The sequence below is a fragment of the Corynebacterium silvaticum genome (assembly GCF_002162115.2).
GTDB classification, from domain to species: domain Bacteria; phylum Actinomycetota; class Actinomycetes; order Mycobacteriales; family Mycobacteriaceae; genus Corynebacterium; species Corynebacterium silvaticum.
In genome coordinates this window covers 1,813,228-1,832,784 of record NZ_CP021417.2, presented here as the reverse complement: position 1 = coordinate 1,832,784, position 19,557 = coordinate 1,813,228, and the positions used below count along the sequence as shown (strand labels likewise).

At 54.7% G+C, this 19,557-nt stretch carries 16 protein-coding genes, 1 other RNA gene and 1 pseudogene; 11 read left to right on the top strand and 7 right to left on the bottom strand.

The window, feature by feature from the left end:
* Positions 1–67 precede the first annotated feature (67 nt).
* Positions 68–1,033 (top strand): adenosylcobinamide-phosphate synthase CbiB, encoded by a 966-nt coding sequence (cbiB, locus tag CBE74_RS21005; RefSeq protein WP_087454328.1) that lies wholly within the window; start codon positions 68–70, stop codon positions 1,031–1,033.
* A 17-nt stretch (positions 1,034–1,050) separates the two neighbouring features.
* Here the strand turns inward: cbiB and CBE74_RS21000 are convergent, their stop codons facing one another.
* The 3 genes from CBE74_RS21000 to CBE74_RS20990 are packed head-to-tail and all read right to left on the bottom strand — an operon-like array spanning position 1,051 to position 3,145.
* A complete protein-coding gene (locus CBE74_RS21000; RefSeq protein WP_087454327.1) occupies positions 1,051–1,998 on the bottom strand; it encodes an SURF1 family cytochrome oxidase biogenesis protein in 948 nt (315 codons plus the stop codon).
* Positions 1,999–2,004: 6 nt separating this feature from the next.
* Positions 2,005–2,514 carry a low molecular weight protein-tyrosine-phosphatase gene (locus tag CBE74_RS20995; protein ID WP_225870054.1) on the bottom strand — a complete coding sequence of 170 codons (510 nt, stop codon included), beginning with the start codon at positions 2,512–2,514 and terminating at the stop codon, positions 2,005–2,007.
* Positions 2,495–3,145, bottom strand: coding sequence for an HAD-IA family hydrolase (locus tag CBE74_RS20990; RefSeq protein WP_087454326.1), 651 nt, complete (start codon positions 3,143–3,145; stop codon positions 2,495–2,497). The genes CBE74_RS20995 and CBE74_RS20990 overlap by 20 nt, the downstream gene beginning before the upstream one ends.
* A 30-nt stretch (positions 3,146–3,175) precedes the next feature.
* Between CBE74_RS20990 and cobC the strand changes: the two genes are divergently transcribed.
* The 6 genes from cobC (at position 3,176) to CBE74_RS20960 (ending at position 9,464) form a co-directional block, all read left to right on the top strand.
* Positions 3,176–4,318 (top strand): Rv2231c family histidinol phosphate aminotransferase CobC, encoded by a 1,143-nt coding sequence (gene cobC / locus CBE74_RS20985; protein WP_087454325.1) that lies wholly within the window; start codon positions 3,176–3,178, stop codon positions 4,316–4,318.
* Positions 4,315–5,481, top strand: coding sequence for a Nif3-like dinuclear metal center hexameric protein (locus CBE74_RS20980; protein WP_087454324.1), 1,167 nt, complete (start codon positions 4,315–4,317; stop codon positions 5,479–5,481). Before cobC ends, CBE74_RS20980 begins: the two co-directional genes overlap by 4 nt.
* 155 nt (positions 5,482–5,636) lie before the next feature.
* Entirely contained in the window at positions 5,637–6,353 is a 717-nt protein-coding gene (locus CBE74_RS20975) for a zinc ribbon domain-containing protein (RefSeq protein ID WP_087454323.1), read from the top strand.
* Positions 6,353–7,510 (top strand): bifunctional RNase H/acid phosphatase, encoded by a 1,158-nt coding sequence (locus CBE74_RS20970; RefSeq protein ID WP_087454322.1) that lies wholly within the window; start codon positions 6,353–6,355, stop codon positions 7,508–7,510. Before CBE74_RS20975 ends, CBE74_RS20970 begins: the two co-directional genes overlap by 1 nt.
* A 78-nt stretch (positions 7,511–7,588) precedes the next feature.
* Positions 7,589–8,000, top strand: an RNA gene (rnpB, locus tag CBE74_RS20965) — RNase P RNA component class A.
* 78 nt (positions 8,001–8,078) lie between these two features.
* Complete coding sequence (locus CBE74_RS20960) at positions 8,079–9,464, top strand: RNB domain-containing ribonuclease (RefSeq protein WP_087454321.1); 1,386 nt, start codon at positions 8,079–8,081, stop codon at positions 9,462–9,464.
* Positions 9,465–9,470: 6 nt separating this feature from the next.
* Here CBE74_RS20960 and CBE74_RS20955 read toward each other — a convergent pair whose 3' ends face one another.
* The gene (locus CBE74_RS20955; protein WP_134315968.1) at positions 9,471–10,757 is read right to left on the bottom strand and encodes a galactokinase family protein; all 1,287 of its coding nucleotides are present in this window, start codon (positions 10,755–10,757) and stop codon (positions 9,471–9,473) included.
* 222 nt (positions 10,758–10,979) lie between these two features.
* Here CBE74_RS20955 and CBE74_RS20950 point away from each other — a divergent pair, with 222 nt between their 5' ends.
* A complete protein-coding gene (locus tag CBE74_RS20950; protein ID WP_087454319.1) occupies positions 10,980–11,165 on the top strand; it encodes a hypothetical protein in 186 nt (61 codons plus the stop codon).
* A 66-nt stretch (positions 11,166–11,231) separates the two neighbouring features.
* On the opposite strand, the pseudogene CBE74_RS20945 reads toward CBE74_RS20950, so the two are convergent.
* The 3 genes and pseudogenes from CBE74_RS20945 to CBE74_RS20935 form a co-directional block, all read right to left on the bottom strand.
* Positions 11,232–12,887 (bottom strand): annotated as a pseudogene (locus CBE74_RS20945) (CYTH and CHAD domain-containing protein).
* 84 nt (positions 12,888–12,971) lie between these two features.
* Positions 12,972–13,262, bottom strand: coding sequence for a hypothetical protein (locus tag CBE74_RS20940; protein ID WP_225870055.1), 291 nt, complete (start codon positions 13,260–13,262; stop codon positions 12,972–12,974).
* Positions 13,263–13,381: 119 nt separating this feature from the next.
* Positions 13,382–13,915 (bottom strand): hypothetical protein, encoded by a 534-nt coding sequence (locus CBE74_RS20935; RefSeq protein ID WP_225871120.1) that lies wholly within the window; start codon positions 13,913–13,915, stop codon positions 13,382–13,384.
* 168 nt (positions 13,916–14,083) lie between these two features.
* Here CBE74_RS20935 and CBE74_RS20930 point away from each other — a divergent pair, with 168 nt between their 5' ends.
* The 3 genes from CBE74_RS20930 to CBE74_RS20920 all read left to right on the top strand — a co-directional run bounded on the left by CBE74_RS20930 (position 14,084) and on the right by CBE74_RS20920 (position 19,482).
* Positions 14,084–15,424 carry a glutamine synthetase family protein gene (locus CBE74_RS20930; protein WP_087454318.1) on the top strand — a complete coding sequence of 447 codons (1,341 nt, stop codon included), beginning with the start codon at positions 14,084–14,086 and terminating at the stop codon, positions 15,422–15,424.
* A gap of 119 nt (positions 15,425–15,543) precedes the next feature.
* On the top strand, positions 15,544–18,693 hold the full coding sequence (locus CBE74_RS20925) for a bifunctional [glutamine synthetase] adenylyltransferase/[glutamine synthetase]-adenylyl-L-tyrosine phosphorylase (RefSeq protein ID WP_087454317.1): 3,150 nt from the start codon (positions 15,544–15,546) through the stop codon (positions 18,691–18,693).
* A 150-nt stretch (positions 18,694–18,843) separates the two neighbouring features.
* Positions 18,844–19,482 (top strand): biliverdin-producing heme oxygenase, encoded by a 639-nt coding sequence (locus tag CBE74_RS20920; RefSeq protein WP_087454316.1) that lies wholly within the window; start codon positions 18,844–18,846, stop codon positions 19,480–19,482.
* Positions 19,483–19,557 lie beyond the last annotated feature (75 nt).

The window sequence follows — 19,557 nt, the reverse complement described above, 5'->3', positions numbered from 1 at the left end:
ATCATCGTTGGGGAGCCACTTGGTAGCTCCACTCCTTTTCAACGTAAAAAAGGGAGAGTGCAATAACGTGTCCGAGCTAGTCCCACAGTCCAAGCCGTATCCCAAAAAATCATTGGCACTGGGAGTAATCGCCGGAGTGGCCCTCGACAGGATGTTGGGGGACCCCGGTGGCCGGTGGCACCCTGTGGCGCTTTTTGGTCGGTATGCGCACTACGTGGAAAAGCGGGTGTATCGCCCTAGCAAGAAAGCCGGTGCGGTTTTTGTTGCTGTCACCGTCTTGCCTCCGGTTATCCTTAGCGCTGTGGCGGCGCGACGCATTCCCAGGTTTATGCTTGCTGCTTCTCTTTTGGGTGCGTTGGGTGGAACCACCTTGGAAAAAACCGGAACGCGGATGGCCCGTGCATTAGCCCACGGCGATATCGCCACGGCGCGTGCCCTCGTGCCGTGGCTGTGTTCCCGGGACCCGGAGCAGCTCGATGAACAAGGGATTGTGCGCGCGACAGTGGAATCGCTGGCGGAAAATACATCGGATGCCACTATCGCGCCCTTGGTCTGGTCTGTTTTTGGTGCTCCGGCAGTAGTGGGGCATCGGTGTGTGAACACCCTGGACGCGATGGTGGGCTATAAAAATGAGCGTTATAGCGAGTTTGGGTGGGCTGCAGCAAAGCTTGACGACGTCCTCGCATACGTGCCTGCGCGCGTCACCGCTGTAGCTCATGTGGGTGCCGCAGCAGCCATGGGACGCGGGCGCAGTGCATTGCGTGCTTGGCGTGAAGACGCTCCGCAGCACCCCAGCCCGAACGCTGGGCCGGTAGAAGCCACAGCGGCGGCCGCTATGGGCGTGCAACTCGGAGGGGCTACGCATTACCCTCACGGCGTAGAAATGCGACCGGTGTTGGGGCGTGGGCCGGCCCCTACAACAGAGACGATTACAACTGCCGTCTCATTGTCTCGGTGGACTCAGGCGCTGGTGGCCTTGACTGTGGTGGCTTTCCAACAAAGAGTGTCACGAGCACAGCGAGGCCGTCACTGAACGAGAACAGCGGGCCTCTAGAAGTTATCTCGACGGTGATCGCGCTTCCGTGGGGCAGTAGTCCGGGTACTGCCATATCTGCTGCGCATCGTTGCGGCAACGCGATCTGTCTTTGCTTCCGGCTCCTGAATGGCGGCAGCTGCGTTGACCTCTGTGTCGTTTTCGGTAGTGGTATCTGAGTCAGCCTCCTGCATCTGGGCTTCCTCTTCCTTAGCCCGCCGGCGTTCTTTGATCTCAGCCCAGACAAAGTAGATCACTGCTAGTGGGGCCATGACGCCGAAGGCGATCCACTGGAACCCATAGGAGAGGTGGTTTCCACGATCGAGCTTAGGAATCGGCATGGCATGGACTTCACCGGGTTGGTCGCTTGTTAGTTGGAGATAGTCGACCCCCAAGGTGGCGTCGATAAGCGTGCTGATCTGTTCCGTGCTAATTCCGTTTACCTGCGTGTAGCCGTCTGCGGTGAGTGGCGGTGTGGCAGGGATCCCCTCATTATGGCGTGCATGCCCCACGATGGTCACGACACCTGAGGGGGCCTTATCTAAACGAGGAGGTTTTCCGGCTTCGAGCGGGATGAAGCCTCTGTTGACCAGGAGCGTTTGCCCGTTCTCGGATTGGAAGGGAACCAGCGACTGATAAGCGGGCGAGCCGTCAACAGGGCGCATCCGCAGCAAAACTTCTTTATCAGCGAGATAACGCCCCGTGAGCGTTGCTCGCATCCACTCGTTATCACCTTTGATATTGCCCGCGCTATCAAAGAGATCGGTGATGGGGGAGGGATCGGTGTCAAAAGCCTGCTCGATATGGGTGTTACGGGCAACAATGTCATGATCTTTGTTTAGCTGCCAAGGGGAGAGCACCGTGATGGCAAAGTAAGAAAACGCAATCGCTAAAACTGCGGTGATGACCCAACCTGGTTTGAGAAAAATCCGCCACCCTGACGCTCGCCTTGTAGACCTAGACACGGTTGATCACCTTTTCTCCTGGAGCTCGTGTTTAATCCACTCTAGGAGCTGTGGCATCGCGGACTCAATCTGTATGCGGGCAGTCTCAAAATCTTGAGCATCACCGTAGTAGGGATCCTCTACGTCATACGTGTGCGCAGCCGGATCGAATGTGCGTAGTAACCGGACTTTGTCAGGGGAGAATCCATAACGAAGCAGCGCATTGCGGTGCCCGCTGTCGAGCGCAATAAACAAGTCCGCATCCTCGTGTTTTTCGCCGAGTTGTGCCGCCCGGTGGCTGTCGCCATCGTAGCCGGCACGGCGGAGCTCAGCCAGCGCACGTTTGTCTGCCTTTTGCCCGATATGCCATCCGCCCGTGCCGCACGAGCTTACTGTGACGTATGGTGCTAGTCCTTCGTCTTCTATGACACTACGCAAAATCACATCTCCCATCGGCGAGCGGCAGATATTACCGGTGCAGACAAACACAATGTGGAGGGAAGTACGGGGATTGTACTCAGAAGTCGAAGAAGTCACGGACAATTCCTTTCACATCCGCCATATCAGAAGCATAGAAGTGTGCGCTTTCCCACTCGCTGGGGCAACCATGGCCCCAGCCCACGAGAACCGTGGGTATCCCGTATTCTTGGGCGCCCTCAACGTCGTGGAAGCGATCTCCGATCATGAGGATATCTGAGTTCCCAGTCTCCATGTTCATGGACTGCAACACATGGGCGATGACGTCTGATTTTGTTTTTCTTCCCGCTGCCGCATCAGCGCCACCGATGAAGTCAAAATGGTGAGCCACTCCTAGCTCCGTTAAGACCTCGCGGGCTAGACTCTCCGATTTACTTGTTGCCGTGCAGATGCGAAGACCTTGTGCTTTCCATTCGGGTAGTGCGTCGGCCCAACCGGCAAAAAGCTCGCAATCACGCCAGCCGCCGTCGTCGTAGTGGCGTCGAAAAGCAGCGAGAGCCGCAGACGTTGTGTCCGGATCCAGGTTGAGGGAACGCATAGTCTCATCCATGGGAGGTCCGGGGATGCGATGGAGCCAATCCTCATCGGGAACGGGGTGCCCAATGTGATTCATCGCCTCGATAAAACTTGTTCGGATGCCGGGGTAGGACCGAACGATAGTGCCATCAACGTCAATCAGAAGAGTGCTCATACTTTGTAGTTTCCCACTAAACTCGGATCAGTGTTACACCGTTCTCCCCACGCCTTAGCTACGGCTGCCACCAACCAGACGCCAAGCACTCCTACCGTCCCACCATTGTCGCGACTGCACGGCGATATTGATGCCCGAGGAGCGCGACTGGATTTTGCGGTCAACGTTGCAGATCCGACGCCACCGGAGTGGCTTGTGGCAGATCTGGCCGCTGAGCTCTCTCATCTTGCCGGATACCCCCACGCTGAGCAGGATGCGTCTGCGCGACAACAGATCGCTCAATACCACGGAATTTCACCCGATCACGTGCTCATCCTGTGTGGCGCTTCTGAGGGCTTTGCCATGCTTCCTCAGCTTAAACCCACTAAAGCGGCGCTTATTCACCCGAGCTTCAGCGAGCCAGACCTTGTGCTTTTCGACGCCGGCGTGGAACTCCAGCGCATCATTCTCCCCGAGCCTTTCATATTGGACGGCGCCCTTTCCCTGGGGTCAGTGGAAGAAACGGAACCAGACATGGTGGTCATCGGCAACCCCACCAACCCCACGGGAGTGCTCCACAGCGTTGATCAGCTCTGTGGGCTTCGGTCTCCTGGTCGCCACCTTGTTGTGGACGAGGCATTCATGGACATCGTGGGGGAAACCGAATCGATGATAGGGCCAGGAAAAGCGGGAGATCCACACTCCGGGTTTGATGACGTGATAGTCCTGAGGAGCCTGACCAAGACATGGTCGATCGCAGGCTTGCGGGTGGGATACCTGGTGGCGAGCCCCACCGTGATTCGCACGCTCACTCACGGAAGAGCTCACTGGCCGGTGGGAAGCCTGGCGTTTCGGGCTATCCAATCCATCATGACTACGGGCGTTGGTCAGCTGGAGGCCTTGAGAAGCGCTGTAGCCCGGCATCGAGAAGACATGGTGGAACAGCTAGACCACGCTGGTTTTAGCCTGGTAGCCCCGTCAGTGGCTCCTTTTATCCTTGTCCAGCCGCCAGCTGAGATGCGTGGGGATGCCGAACACGTGCGTAGGGAGCTGTTGAGCTTGGGCATCGCTGTGAGGCGCTGCGACACTTTCCCTGGCCTAGACTCAACCTATTGGCGCTTAGCAGTTCGCCCTGGCGAATACGTTGGTGAGCTGTTAGAAAAGCTACAGCAGATTGGAGTAGACCCGAAGTGACTCAGAATACCCGGACCACAGTCGCAGATGTACGTTCCGTCATGGAGGATGCTTATCCGCCGTACCTTGCGGAAAAATGGGATGCAGTGGGTCTCATCTGCGGCGATCCTCAGCAAGAGGTACGCACAATTGTCTTAGCACTTGACTGCACCCAAGAAGTTGCGGAAGCCGCGGTTCAAGCAGGAGCCGACATGCTTATCGTGCATCACCCATTGTTGTTGCGCGGCGTGACCTCTGTGGCTGCGGATACTCCCAAGGGCAAGGTCATACACACCCTGATCCGTGGGGGAGTCGCGCTCTTTGCTGCCCACACCAACGCGGATTCCGCGCGCCCTGGAGTCAACGACAAGCTTGCTGAACTCGTTGGCATCGTGCCAGGGCGCCCCGTGCAACCCAAACCACAAGGAATAGACAAGTGGGGAGTGCAGGTGCCCGCGGAAGCAGTGGAAGCCGTCAAGCGTTCGCTTTTCGACGCCGGCGCGGGGCAGATCGGTAAGTATTCGGAATGCAGTTTCGACATCACGGGAACAGGCCAATTCCTGCCTGACAACGATGCCACTCCACACACAGGAGTTCCTGGGGACCTTCACACAGGCCCCGAGATAAGGGTCGAATTCGTCGCACCGCGCGCTATGCGCAGCGCGATTATGACGGCGCTGCGCGCCACCCATCCTTATGAGGAACCAGCTTTTGACGTGGTGAGCATGGAAGACACACAGGATCTTTCTCGTGCCTACGGACTCGGCCGGATAGGAACGCTGCCAGAACCTATGCGTTTTGCCGATTTTGTCCAACAAGTCGCTAACGCACTCCCAGAAACAAGCTGGGGCGTGCGTGCTGCGGGAGACCCCGAAGCACTAGTACAGACGATTGCCGTGTCATCTGGCTCAGGGGACTCCTTCCTGGACGCCGTGGCACGGCTAGGCGTTGACGTGTACGTGACATCTGATCTGCGCCATCACCCAGCCGACGAGTCGCGCCGGGCACACGGACCATTCCTGGTGGACACAGCGCATTGGGCTAGCGAATATCCGTGGACGGAACAGGCCTCGGAGATTCTGGCACGTGCGTTGCCAGACGTGACGGTGGATATTGTGCCTATCAGAACTGATCCGTGGACGCTGTCGGCGCATCCGCAGTCGGTTGGGGAAAAGTCGTTATAAGGTGGGCGTCGAGAAGCCTAAGGCGATGGTCGTGGCTGTTTCTTCCTTTGCCCTGAAAAGGCTATGATTAGGGGCTTGCTTGCGCTCGTCGCCGACCGGCACGCAGCCTGTGATAACTCGACAAAGACTACAGAAACCTGAAGGTAAGGACTCTCATGAAGCTTGATCGCACACTACAACCGCTGCTGCTGGAGTTGTCCACCATCACCCGCGCGGCATCCACGAGTGTGGCGCCAAAGGTCAGCGAAGAACAAGAAGAACTTGATCGTCTGATGAGTGAGCAGTCTCGTAACCGCGAGGCCGCAGCTGCCGCGCATATGGCCGTCGATGATATGGAACTAGAGATTCGTCGTATCCAGGAAGACGAGCGCAAACTGCGCCGCCGTGAGCAAGACGGTAAACGTCAGCTCACCGCAGAGACGGACATTGAGAGGCGGCGTGACATTAAACACGACATATATTCCGCCAAGTCTCGCATCGCAGACCTTATGAGCGAGCTGCAAGAAGCCCATAACGAGATCCACGCCTTGCGCAACAACCTTGAGGTTAATCAAGCGCGAGTCGTGGACACAGACACCAAAATCGAGGCAGCCCGCAGGGCCCTGGAAGCTCTTCCCGTAGACACCACCGCAGCAACTCAAGAGGAAAGAATCACCCAGTTGCGGGACCTGCTGCCAGAGGACATCATCGTGGAGTTTGATTCGCAGCGCGACATCAACGACGTAGGAGTGGCTGCTTTTAACGGGCGCAGCTGTGGCGGCTGCTTTATTATCCTTCCGCCCGCCGATATTTCTATGATCCGCAATACCCCCATGAATATTCTTCCCCAGTGCCCTGACTGCGGCAGCTATCTTGTGAGGCAGGCAAGCTGATGAAGGTCATCATCGAAGCAGACGGAGGCTCTCGCGGAAATCCAGGCGTTGCCGGATCCGGGATCGTGCTTTTCGACGCCACCCATACCACCATTCTGCGTCGCCTGGCCTACATCGTGGGCACTGCGACAAATAATGTTGCGGAATACCACGCGCTCTTAAACGGGTTGACCGCCGCGCGCGAGCTGGGCGCAACAGAAGTGGACGTCCTGATGGACTCCAAACTTGTGGTGGAACAGATGTCGGGACGCTGGAAAATCAAACACCCTGACATGAAAGAGCTTGCCCGCACATGCAGGGATATTGCCTCCGGATTTGCTTCGATCACGTACACGTGGATTCCGCGTAAACAGAATGCGCGAGCAGACGAATTGGCCAATAAAGCCATGGATGCCTTAGCTCAAGGAGCTCAGCCGGGGTTCCTAGACCTAGGCGGCGATTCCCCCTCTGCGACAAGTCACACCGAGCCGACAGCGAAAAAAGATGATTGCGCTGGAGACCAGCACGCTACTGCACCAAAAACATGGAATGGTGCGACCACAGACGCCACCCGATTCCTTCTGTTGCGTCACGGGCAAACCCCGATGTCTGCGGCACGCCAGTACAGCGGGCTCAGCAACCCGAGTCTTTCCGAGCTGGGGCGCTATCAAGCAGAGCGCGCCGCGCAGTACCTCGCCTCCCGTGGAGGAATTGACGTGATTGTGTCGTCTCCGCTCAAACGTTGCCAAGAAACGGCGACGGCAGCTGCGCGAGCACTCGGGATGAACGATATCCGGACCGTAGATGATCTGAAAGAGATGGACTTTGGGCAATGGGACGGCCTGACGTTTAGCCAAGCCCATGACTCAGACCCCGAGTTACACCAGCAATGGCTTGCAGATCCCAAGATTGCTCCTCCCGGCGGAGAAGCGCTTGTGCAGGCTCATCGGCGGATAAAACGGGTCAGAGAAGAGCTGCAGCGCGAATACGGGGAGGCCACCATCCTCGTGGTGAGCCATGTGACCCCCATCAAATCCATCCTGCGTCAGGCGCTGGAGGCCCCCGCCGGGATGTTCCATCGGATGCATCTTGATCTAGCGTCGTTATCCATTGCCGAGTTTTACTCGGATGGTCCCACGTGCGTTCGACTGGTCAACGACACGTCGTATCTGCGCTAGATCTTTGTGAGAACCGCTAGCGCTATTCCTGCAGAATTAGCAGCTTGGGGCGCATAGTAGTAGAGTCACAACAGCGAATGAGCCGACTGGGCGATCGCGACTACAGGTACCGCCGCTTTCATAGCGTGCGGCCTGAGGTCGAGGAAAGTCCGGACTCCACAGAGCACGGTGATTGTTAACAACAACCCAGGGTGACCTGCGGGCAAGTGCAACAGAAAGTAGACCGCCCAGATTTTTCTGGGTAAGGGTGAAACGGTGCGGTAAGAGCGCACCAGCAGGCTAGGTGACTAGTCTGGCTGGGTAAACCCCACTGGGAGCAAGGCATTAGTGCGTACCTTCGGGTATGTCTGCGCGGATGTTTGAGGGCTGCTCGCCTGAGTCCGCGGGTAGCTGCTTGAGGCGGCCAGCGATGGTGCGTCCAGATGGATGATCGCCGCCCCTTTGCTTAAAAAAAGGGGTACAGAATCCGGCTTATAGGTTGGCTCATTCGCCCTATTTTTCTGCGCACAAAACCCCGTTGAAGAATTGGACAGGCAGAGTTCCCCAGAATATGCCATGATCGGAAAGCATGAAGCTCTACGCTGCCTTCCGTGATTTTGGTGCGATCGCAGATGAATATGGTGTGACCACGCGTTTTCCTCAAGAAGTAGAAAACCAGGCGCATCAGCTTATCGACGCCCTCCCGGACCGCCGAATAGATCGGCGCGATATTGAGCTATTAACGATTGACCCGGCTGGCTCACAAGACCTCGATCAAGCGGTATGCATTGAGAAAACCCCCGAGGGGTTTCGCATCTTTTATGCCATCGCCGATGTTGCCGCTTTTTTGAATTATGGCGGGGGCGACCTTGTATCACAGGAGTCTTTACTCAGAGGACAAACGATCTACCTCCCGGACGAGCCAGCACGGCTGCACCCGGCCGCGCTTTCTGAGGGGGCAGCGAGCCTTTTACCTGCTGTGGAGAGACCAGCTGTGCTGTGGACTATCGATATTGATTCCGTGGGGGAAGTGACCGATTTCAGGCTGGATAGAGCATTGGTGCGCAGCCGAGCTCGGTTTGATTATGAGCGCGTCCAACAGGACTACACAGATGGCTCGCTGCATCCCTCACTTCTTTACTTATTTGAGGTCGGGCGTGTGCGTCGGCACAGCAAGCTGCGGTCAACCGCAATAAATCTGCGTATGCCCAGCCAAAGCGTAGAAAAAGAACCAGATGGGGAGATCCACCTGGTGATCGAACCTCGTTATGAATCTATGGATGCTAACTCAGAGATTTCTCTGCTTGCTGGAATGTGCGCCGGAAACCTTATGGCTCAGCACGGGGTGGGCGTGCTGCGCACTCTTGCACCCGCTAGCAAAAGTGCGTTGGAAGCCTTCACTCAAGAAGCCATAGCGTTGGGCTTTCCAGCAGACGTAGATCTTGACAGCATTTCTCTGGACGAACCACGGTCGATGGTGTTGATGCGAGCAGCGCAGAAGTTACTGAGAGGTGCCGAGTACCGAGTCTTAGGGGAAGAGGAGGCAGAAGTTCACGCAGGCGTGGGCGGTTATTATTCGCATGTCACCGCGCCATTGCGTCGCCTCATAGACCGCTATGCCACAGAAATATGCCTGTCTCTGTATCACGAGCAGCCGATTCCCTCATGGGTTAGCGACACTCTTCCGGGGGCCGTAGCTGCGATGAAGCACAGTAGTGTGACAGCGAGCGCAGTGGATAAGGCATGCCTTGATCTCACAGAGGCCACAGTGCTTGCTCCTTGGGTCGGGCATAATTTTAAAGCTGTGGTCCTGAGCAATAACACAGCTAGCGCGAGCTCTAGGATCTTTGTAGAAGATCCACCGGTTATTGCGGAGTGCTTGGGACTACCCGCCATTGGAGAACAAACCACTGTGACGTTGGTTAGTACAGACGTGGAGAAACGCGAGATACGCTTCGCCTGGCCTGCGGATTAAGACGTGTTAAGACCCTGAGGTGGCCACGTGGCCGTCGAGAAGCTCTACAACGGTAAGGCCGTCTGCCGAGGCATCAGCGGCAAAGTTTTCCACGCGAGAACGCTCCACCAACACAACAACTGCATCTGATAAACCGGCTGCGGCACTGCGGGCGCTGAAAGCGCCTCGGACCATGCACAGCTGGGCTAGCGCAGAGTCTGCTCCCGTGACGCCATAGAGCTTTTCTGTATTCGCCTGCGAATTACACAGCAGGGGAAACATGTCGGCATGCCTCCGTGAACGAACCGCCTGCGTCAGTTCTAAGGCCGCCGAGGTTTCCGTGGTCAAAAATTCTAGCCACTGGGTTGCCTCCTCGATATGGGGGACATCATCCGGCCCCTTAATCTCATGCACAGCGCGCAACCAGTCGATGACCCTGCTTTCCGCATCCGGGAGCATCCTTAAGCTCTCTGCAGCGAAGGCTTTGGTGGCCTCCGCGATGAACTTTTCTCGGCGCAGCACTTCCTGGGCCCGATCTGAATGCGTGGGGGGAGCGATAACCAGTGCGACAGTGCGGGTGGGGTCGCCAATCGGATGCGCAGCCTGCGTGATTGATCCATCGGCATAGTCGATAATGTTGAGCTGTCCCGTGGCTCCCCGTAAGGCAGTAGTAAAACGCGCACGCAATACTGGGTGGTCACCCATGGCTATAGCCGCTTGGAAGCAGACCTCAGCAAACTTTGCTCGCACAGGGGCAGAATCAATCTCCTCATAATCACCGGCGAGAGACAACGCAGCAGCGACCAGCATCGACTCGTTTTCTCCTAAACCGGCATGCGGCGGAATCTGGTTGATGACAGTGACGTCGAATCCGCGTGAATCTCGACTAAGCATTTGGCGATGAACCATGGTGTAGACCAAAACAGCAAGTCGTGAGGCTTCAGTGTTTTCCGGCGCACCCGAAACATCGTGCGCAGGTCCATCTGTGGAACTAAGAGAAGACTGCCAGTGCGTCACAGCATCGAGTGAGACCGTGGTTGGGGGCAACTCCGATAGCTCGCCGGTGTGGGTGAGCTGGTAGGAGGTCACGTTTATTTGATCATCCCCCCGTGGGGAAACTGAAACGGCGGTGCGCAGGTCTGACAAGCTTGTTAAGACCACACCACCCGCATGGTCTGTGTGGTCTCCTATCAACGACCACGTTGCCGGTGCTGATGCCGCAGAAATCAGATCAGATTCGCATCCGACACGACGAGAATGCAGCTGTAGTGCATGATCGACAACGCTGACCTCGGGGTGGGGCCACACTGGCATACGAAGCTCCTCTACATAAAACGATCGACGGCGCGGTGATTCGCGCGACGCTTCATTTACTTTAGTGGTTTTGCAAAGACGAGGAGGCTACTACGGTGACGCTCATAATCGCGTGGCAGATCTTTGCTCCCATGGACATCTTCACTGAGTTGGTGGCATTCTTGCAGTAGGGGCCTTGCTCTAAGAAGTTTGGCTCGAAAGCCTGATACAAGGAGTTTTAGCATGCACCATGAAGATGAAAAGTGGTTCTACAACCAAGCTACTGGGCAAGTGGAGCAGGGGAAAGCCTCAAGTTTTGAAAACAGGATGGGACCCTATGATACGAGGGAAGAAGCAGAACACGCCCTCGACAAAGTAAAAGAGCGCAATGAGGCAGCAGACGCTGCCGATGAAGAGTGGGAGGACTAATCCTGTGCGCTTAGTGGACAAAGAGACGGCCTATAGGGGCCGACTCTTTGTCTCTATAGTCAGCGATTAGGAACGCTTCCGTGCCTTCTCAGCTGCCTTCTTCTGGAACTTTTCTACGTTTTTAGAGAACTTTCGGTATGCCTTGGTCACCTTGTAGAAAGCCTCGGGATAGTCTTCGAGGGCTCTCACACCGTTCTGGTGCTCTTGCTGGTACAAGACTCCGTATCCAAAGGCGGAGTGTCCCTTACGCTCTGCGCGTAGTGCCTTTTCATATAAGCGATCGCGAGACGTGACGGCATCTTGGAAATCGCCCAGCACTGTCTGGAGATGTTTACACGCGGCATACAATTTATCGGTCTTTAAAGACGTGGAATCGCCGATAGCCTCAGCCGAGTAGCGGAGTTTCTTTGCTGCTTTGCGGGCATCGTGAAAATTTGCTTCTCGACGTTCCAGCGGGATCGTTACATCCTGATGTTCTTGGCGTGCTTTCCGGTCCTGCGTGTATAAACGCTGCATAGTTTTTTCTAGGTGGCGGAAAAGTACGGCTTCAGAATGCGCGTCGTGCGGAGCCGGTTGTTCAGAGCCCTTAGTTCCGCTCCCAGTCTCACTGAGAATCGGAGGCTCGGCTAAGAGCGAATCTAGTGAATCTAAAAAGGCAAGATGGCGCTGGTTGTTCAGCGTAGAAACAACTCTGCGGTGTGCCAAGGAATAATCGCGGTGTATATCTTTGAGCAAGAATTCCGATGTTGCAGGATCTAACAGACCATCACTGTTCTGGTTGAGAAGATTCTCAAACCTAGCTGCTAGCACCTCGGCGTCTCTGGCTGTACCAAGGATGTGTGCAAAGACCTTGAGGTCTTTTTCAATCTGTGTGTAGTGTTCTCCGCCGAGAAGCCCATCAAATGTCTGCATATGGCTGCGCAGTTCACGGGTGGCTACTCGCATTTGATGAATCGAATCGGGTGCGTCTTGCCTGGCTAGCGGGTCTAAAGCTACGAGTTTGTCGCGGTTGCGCTTTAACGCAGCTACCAGTGCGTATTCAGGAGACTGCGGGTCGAGTTGTGCTACCTGTGGGGGAAGCGGCACATTATTGGCAGATTCCCCCAAAGCCTGCGCAATCTTAGAAGACGATTGCGCAGAGTGTGCTCCTTGCTCAACCAATACGGCTTCAGCAGACTCGATAATCTCTGCCCCTAGACCTTGATCTTGGGCATAAGCGGTTATCTCTATTTCCCATTCCCGCCACTGCGACTCGGTTCCACCGGGCAGATATGACCAGGCGCGGACATGGTCGTCGCAAAATTCTGCGAGACATTCCCCTTCGGCGTTTGCGAGCAGGGATTAGTGGCGTTTGTTATCGATTCTGGCGATGGGAGCGAGGGGCTGATTCCGGATAATAGAACGGACAAAAGCGAGTAGCTCTTCAGGAACGATTGGCGTCTCAGAGGAATCATTGCCGAGCGGCGCATGAGTTTCTACTCGTCCTTCAGGCGTGGAGATTTTGAGATGCCACCCGGAGTCTTTGCCTCCTGTTCTGCGTCTTAAAGCGATTTTTGCGCGGGACAGTCTGAGGTCTGGAGTATCAAAATACAGTGCGGACAACGAGTGAACTGTTGATTCAGCAACCTTAGACACACGGGTGATATCTACGAGCTGCGGGGCAGGTTGATCGTCTGCGACTGAAAATTTTCTTTCTACCTCAAGCTGTTGCGTTATTCCCATGCTTTGAGTTCTACCAGTTCTTATACAAGCGTGTCAGTATATTTTGAGAGAAAGTGCATCGGTATGAGACCCAGTGCGAAGAGATCACGTGTCTTGTAGACCAGTCGTGCACGTGAGACCGTCGCACCACATGAGGGCGTCGGCAAGGCATACAATTTCTGCTGCCGTATGTCCGTCTGTGGTGCCGGACGAATCACGCGCGATGGTCCTATGCGGGTGAGCTAACACGTAAAAGTCTTCCAAGGCTTTGGGAAAAGTTGGATCATGGCTAAGCCAATTCCATATAGATAGCCGACACCGTAGTTGGTCGAAGGCCAAGGGGAGAGAAATTCTCTGATGGATTCCTAGCGCAAAAGCAGTATGAAAGCTTTTCATATAGGTTTGATTGCTGGTTGAGGGCTCGAAACGGCTCAACAACCGGCGGCTTTTGTCGCAGAGCACGGTGAATGCACGCACCGTGCGGAAAATATTAGACGCTGTTCCAAAGACGGAAACTATTCCTTGCGGGTGTATAAGAGCGCAGCAGCAACCATAACTGAGCGTAAGTACTTGCAACAACGTAAAACTATCGGACACCTGCGGACGAGGAAGCAGAAGTCGATGTATTGCGGGAGCTTCTTCTTGGGTGAGTTCTTGGTGCATGCTAGGTGCGCGGAAAAAAAGATAGGTGGTGCAGTCTCTTTGTTTGGACATTCATAGAGCTGATTGCTGGTGTAGCGCAGTAACGGCAACTCTGCTGTGTAAGGGAGAACCTCTAAAGTGTTGCGGATGCTGCGGAGCGTGCTCGGAAGGCTTTCAGCTGCCGTGAGAACTTGGCGGAGACTGTATTTTAGCCACGCGTTGTAGATAGGGAATGGTGCTGATGCGGCAATGGTGTTCAACCCGGCGGTGCACCGAGAAATAGCGGGGAGCAGTTGTGTGAAATTCGGGCAGATGAGTTCCATATCTTCTGGCGTGTAGCCTTTTGCTGCCGCATCCGTCATGAGTGCAGTGACGTCTTGGTCTAAAACAAAATTTTTCTGTGGCATGGTAAGGCCCATCTTTTTAAATCGAACGTATTGGCGATTTTATTGGATCATGGAGCTGTGACACGCTTACCCCTGGTGCCTCCCCCAAAGGGCTGATGTGGACATGCTTCGGCCTTTCGGGGGAGAGCTTTTCCCCCGATGTTGAAGGCAGAAAGTATCGTGAGAACCATGAACTCACAGCAAGAATTTGTACTACGCACAATCGAAGAGCGAGATATTAAATTTGTGCGTCTTTGGTTTACGGATATCTTGGGATACCTGAAATCAGTTGCGGTGGCACCTGCAGAGCTCGAAGGGGCTTTTGAAGAAGGCATTGGCTTTGATGGCTCTGCTATTGAAGGATTTTCTCGTGTGTCGGAGGCAGATACAATCGCTATGCCGGATCCTTCTACATTCCAGTTATTACCTTTTGACGGCGACGATACAGACTCCTGCACGGCCCGGATGTTCTGCGATATTTTAAATCCTGATGGAAATCCTTCTTATTCGGACCCTCGGCAGGTTCTAAGAAAACAGCTTCAGCGTGCTTCTGATGAAGGCTTCACCTGTATGGTGTCACCCGAGATTGAGTTTTATCTGGTTCAGAGCCTTCGGACGGACGGGCTTCCTCCTATCCCCACAGACAACGGCAGCTATTTTGATCAAGCTAGCCAAAACGATGCACCCCTGTTCAGACGGCAGGCCATGTTGGCTTTGGAATCTATGGGGATACCCGTGGAATTTTCGCATCATGAGACTGGCCCTGGTCAGCAAGAAATAGACCTACGGCATGCTGATGCCCTAACCATGGCAGATTCCATTATGACGTTTAGATATGTGATGAAGCGGGTTGCGATACAAAACAACATCGGTGCGACCTTTATGCCAAAGCCTTTTAGAGACCATGCGGGATCTGCCATGCATACCCATATGTCGCTTTTTGAAGGCGACATCAATGCCTTCCATGACCCGGATGATGAATACGGTTTGTCTCGTACGGCTAAACAATTTATTGCGGGTATTTTGCGCCACGCTAATGAGATTTCCGCCATTACAAATCAATGGACTAACTCGTATAAACGAATTCTCTTTGGCAATGAGGCACCTACTGCCGCAACGTGGGGAGCTTCCAACCGCTCGGCACTGGTGAGGGTTCCCACATATCGCTTAGCTAAGGCGGATTCTCGCAGGGTAGAGGTGCGTTCCCCGGATTCTGCATGCAATCCCTATCTAGCATTAGCGGTCTTGATCGGGGCAGGGCTGAAAGGCATCACGGAAGGCTATGAGATACCGGACGCAGCGGAAGAGGATATCGCGCGTTTGACTCGTCGGGAGCGGTTGGCCATGGGATATGCGGACTTGCCGACGAGTTTGGATCAAGCTTTGAGGGAGATGGAACACTCGGAGCTAGTGGCGGATGTACTAGGCGAGCATGTGTTTGAGTATTTCTTGCGCAATAAGTGGCGCGAATGGCACGACTATCAGCAACAGATTACGGCGTGGGAACTGCGTACCAACCTAGAAAACTAATCACTGTTGAAACTCTCACGTGGCTTTTAATGCATAGTTAGCGTATGGCTAGGATATAGCTGGGCTTAGCCACGGGAGAAAAGCGATTGTGCTGTACACCAAGGAAGAAGAAAAGAGCAATGACTACTCCTGCTGCGCGGAATGTGGTGCCGTCGTTAAGCTCTCTGGGGCTTAATGGTAGAAATGCCAAGGCTGATCTTGAATCCTTAGGCTGGCTGCAGCCTGATTCCGTGGAGTTGCTGTGGTCATTGGCTGGCGCAGCAGACCCTGACTTAGCCCTCAACACATTAATGCGGATAGTGGATTCGATGGGGGAGTATGCCCGGGCCGATTTTTTGCTTGAGTTGCGTCAGAATGTGGTGTTGAGAGTTCGACTTTTCTCCTTGATAGGGGCGTCTTCGACTCTCGGGGACCACCTTGTGGCCTGTGAGGACCAATGGCGTGCGTTGCAGTGGGGGTTTCCTACGCGTCAAGAGATGATGAAGGGGATGCTATCTGCTGTTGCTGCACAGCCAGCGGTGTTTAGCCCGGAATCGCAAGATCCGGGGAATCACAATGATGCTTCTGACCATGAGTTTTCTTTTGACGTAGACCTCTCAGAACCTGATACTGCGGAGGAATCGTTGGAAACCCCCGGTACCTACGTCGCGGGAACCTCTGGAGTGGAGGCAGAAAAAGAGCTGAAGAAAGCTTACCGAACCTTCCTCCTCAGAATCGCTGCGAGCGATGTGGCAGGTAGCTACCCCAAAGACTCTCGGCGACTAGGGCAACCTGAAGTGCCGTTTACAGTTGTCACACAGGCGCTAGCGGATTTGGCGGATGCCGGGCTTACCGCAGCCCTTGCGGTGGCAGCCCGCAACGTTTACGGAGAAGAGCCGGTAGATACTCGCCTCGCGGTTGTAGCAATGGGAAAGTGCGGGGCTCAAGAGCTTAATTACATTTCAGATGTCGACGTTATTTTTGTGGCGGAGCCAGTAACACCGCGGGCGCAGCGACTAGCTGGGGAGTTTATTCGGATCGGGTGTTCTACCTTTTTTGAGGTAGACGCTGCGCTGCGCCCTGAGGGAAAGCACGGGGCGCTGGTTAGGACTCTTGATTCGCACGTCACGTATTACAAACGGTGGGCGCACACCTGGGAGTTTCAGGCATTGCTCAAGCATCGGCCGATGACCGGATATATTCCTTTGGCCACGCGCTATAGCCGCACGCTGTCACCGATGGTGTGGGCTGCTGCTAGTCAGCGGGAATCCTTTGTTACTGACGTGCAAAGTATGCGTCGGCGCGTGCTAGAGAATGTTCCAGAAAAGCTCAAAAATCGAGAGCTAAAGCTCGGTCCAGGTGGCCTGCGCGACGTGGAGTTCGCAGTCCAATTGCTGCAACTTGTGCATGGTAGATCAGACGAGTCCCTGCGAGTTTTATCCACTATCCAAGCTTTAAAAGCTCTTATTGAGGGCGGATATGTTGGGCGAGAGGATGGTGCGGAACTCATCGAGTCCTATGCATTTTTGCGGTTGTTGGAACACCGATTGCAGCTGCAAAAACTCAAAAGAACGCACACTATGCCGGATCCTCATAAGGAGAAGGTTCTGCGCTGGCTAGCGCGTTCCTCAGGGTTTAGAAGCACGCATGATGCGGGCGAGACCCAGATTATGATGCAGCAACTAAAGAAAGTTCGTCTGCAGATTTCTAGCTTGCATCGGAAATTATTTTATCGTCCTCTTCTTAACTCTGTGGCCAATATTTCCGTTGGGGCGCTTAAGCTAACGCCAGAGGCCGCTAAGCTGCAGCTGGCGGCTTTGGGCTATAAGTTCCCCGATAGAGCATTTGACCATTTGAATGCCCTTGCCGCGAAGGCGGGGAGAAAAGCAAAGATTCAAGCGATGCTGCTGCCCACGCATATGGAGTGGCTAGCGCAGACTGCTGATCCTGATGCCGGACTTCTGAACTATCGGAAACTCTCGGACGCCGCCAATGATCGCGCCTGGTTCTTGAGAATGCTGCGCGACGAGGGAATTGTGGGTCAGCGGTTGATGAAGATTCTCGGTAATTCTCCCTATACCGCCGATCTCATCATTTCTGCTCCTGACTTGGTAAAACAGCTCGCTGATGGAGCGAGCGGTCCAAAATTATTGGATACAACCGCCGGCCGATTAGCGCGGTCTTTGGTGGCGGCATCGGTGCGACAGGAAAACCCGGAAAAGGCAATCGCAGTGGCCCGTTCGCTTCGGCGCGCAGAACTTGCACGAATTGCTAGCGCTGACCTGTTGGGGATGCTGGAAGTGAAAGAAGTTTGCCACAGCTTATCGTCGGTGTGGGACGCTGTTTTAGAAGCTGCGCTGCGTGCTGAGATAGCGGCCAGCATGACTGAGCTAGAGAGTACGACGCCACCGGCCAAGATTGCTGTTATCGGTATGGGACGTCTCGGAGGGGCGGAGCTGGGGTATGGCTCAGATGCGGATGTGCTGTTTGTCTGCGACCCAGCCGAGGGCGAAGACGAAAATGAAGCCGTGCGGTGGGCGATCACTGTGTGCGATCGCATGCGCGCGAGACTAGCCAAGCCCAGTGGCGATCCGCCGCTGGAAGTAGACCTAGGTTTGCGCCCTGAGGGACGTTCTGGGGCTGTTGTTCGTACTTTGGATTCCTATGCTCGATATTACGAGCAGTGGGGGGAGGTCTGGGAGATACAGGCTTTGTTGCGTGCCGAGTGGGTCGCAGGCGATGAGGAACTTGGAAAGCGATTCCTGCAGATGATCGAGAGGATTCGGTATCCGCAAATAGGTACTTCGGACAAGGTGATGCGAGAGGTTCGCCGGATGAAAGCGCGGGTGGATGAAGAACGTCTGCCACGGGGGGCGGACCGCAACACGCATACCAAATTGGGTCGTGGTGCGCTCACAGATATTGAATGGACTGTGCAGTTGTTGACGCTTATGCATGCGCATCAGTGCGAGGATCTGCATACCCCTTCAACGCTGCTTGCTTTAGATGCCTTGGAAAGGCATGCGATTATCTCGCCTAAGAAGGTGGAGATATTACGTGCTGCGTGGTTAGCCGCAACACAGGCGCGGAATGCGATTGTGCTTGTGCGCGGTAAGCGTGTTGATCAATTGCCACAGCCTGGTCCTCAATTGGCGGCAATCGCGGGCGCTGCGGGATGGGATCCCAGCGATAACCAGGAGTTTCTAGACCATTATCTCAAGGTAACTCGTCGCGCTCGTGCTGTGGTCGATGAGGTTTTTTGGGGAGAAATAAGCCCTGGGTATAACTAGCGTGTCGGCTTACGCTTCCCCATGGGGCAGCGGCGGTTGGCTACGAGGGTGAGCGGAGAATCAACCAGACGGTTGATGTAAGGCGAGCCTTTCCTAAATAATCTGGTTTTTCTAGTTATCAAAAAGAGTATTAGGGAAAGGTTACTTATAATGACAACCGCAACTAAGGGGCTGGCTGCCGAGCTCAAGGAATCGACCGCTAAGGCGCACGCCGAGGCAGAGCATTCCTCTTTTATGAGTGACTTAATTGAGGGACGCCTGGACGCTGGGGCGTTCATCCGACTGCAAGAGCAGGCATGGCTTTTCTATAGCGCTCTGGAAGAAGCCACCGATGTGGTGCGAGCGCAAGGATTTGCCACCGAGCTACTAGATCCGAAACTTAATCGCTCAGATATCCTGGCCGAGGATATTGATAATTTCCACGGGAACGATCAATGGCGGAATAACATTATTGCGCTGCCTGCTGTTCGTGACTATGTCGCGCGGCTTAATCAGATCCGCGATGAAGCTCATGGCCCCGCCCTTGTTGCACACCACTATGTGCGTTACCTAGGGGATCTTTCTGGTGGACAGGTCATCGCGCGGATGATGAGTCGGCATTATGGAGTAGAGGAGAAATCGCTCAAGTTCTATTCCTTTGAGGGGATCGACAAGCTCAAAGTGTACAAAGATAACTATCGTCAACATCTTGATGACCTACTTCTGTCTGCCGATGAAGTCGATCAGATGCTTGAAGAGGCCAGCGCTGCTTTTAGCTATAACCAACGAGTTTTTGCAGAGCTTGCCTAGAAAAATCGGGGTTTTCCCCGATGCATGGAGCAACGACGGCTCGATATGGTGGAAAAGGCAACTACAAATAACAAG

Bases quoted from the DNA above. Each gene is read 5' to 3' on its own strand.
- CBE74_RS20960 (WP_087454321.1), top strand. From the start codon at position 8,079: ATGAAGCTCTACGCTGCCTTCCGTGATTTTGGTGCGATCGCAGATGAA.
- CBE74_RS20950 (WP_087454319.1), top strand. From the start codon at position 10,980: ATGCACCATGAAGATGAAAAGTGGTTCTACAACCAAGCTACTGGGCAA.
- CBE74_RS20940 (WP_225870055.1), bottom strand. From the start codon at position 13,262: ATGAAAAGCTTTCATACTGCTTTTGCGCTAGGAATCCATCAGAGAATT.
- CBE74_RS20925 (WP_087454317.1), top strand. From the start codon at position 15,544: ATGACTACTCCTGCTGCGCGGAATGTGGTGCCGTCGTTAAGCTCTCTG.
- CBE74_RS20970 (WP_087454322.1), top strand. From the start codon at position 6,353: ATGAAGGTCATCATCGAAGCAGACGGAGGCTCTCGCGGAAATCCAGGC.
- CBE74_RS20930 (WP_087454318.1), top strand. From the start codon at position 14,084: ATGAACTCACAGCAAGAATTTGTACTACGCACAATCGAAGAGCGAGAT.
- CBE74_RS20990 (WP_087454326.1), bottom strand. From the start codon at position 3,145: ATGAGCACTCTTCTGATTGACGTTGATGGCACTATCGTTCGGTCCTAC.
- CBE74_RS20935 (WP_225871120.1), bottom strand. From the start codon at position 13,915: ATGCCACAGAAAAATTTTGTTTTAGACCAAGACGTCACTGCACTCATG.
- CBE74_RS20975 (WP_087454323.1), top strand. From the start codon at position 5,637: ATGAAGCTTGATCGCACACTACAACCGCTGCTGCTGGAGTTGTCCACC.
- CBE74_RS20920 (WP_087454316.1), top strand. From the start codon at position 18,844: ATGACAACCGCAACTAAGGGGCTGGCTGCCGAGCTCAAGGAATCGACC.
- CBE74_RS20955 (WP_134315968.1), bottom strand. From the start codon at position 10,757: ATGCCAGTGTGGCCCCACCCCGAGGTCAGCGTTGTCGATCATGCACTA.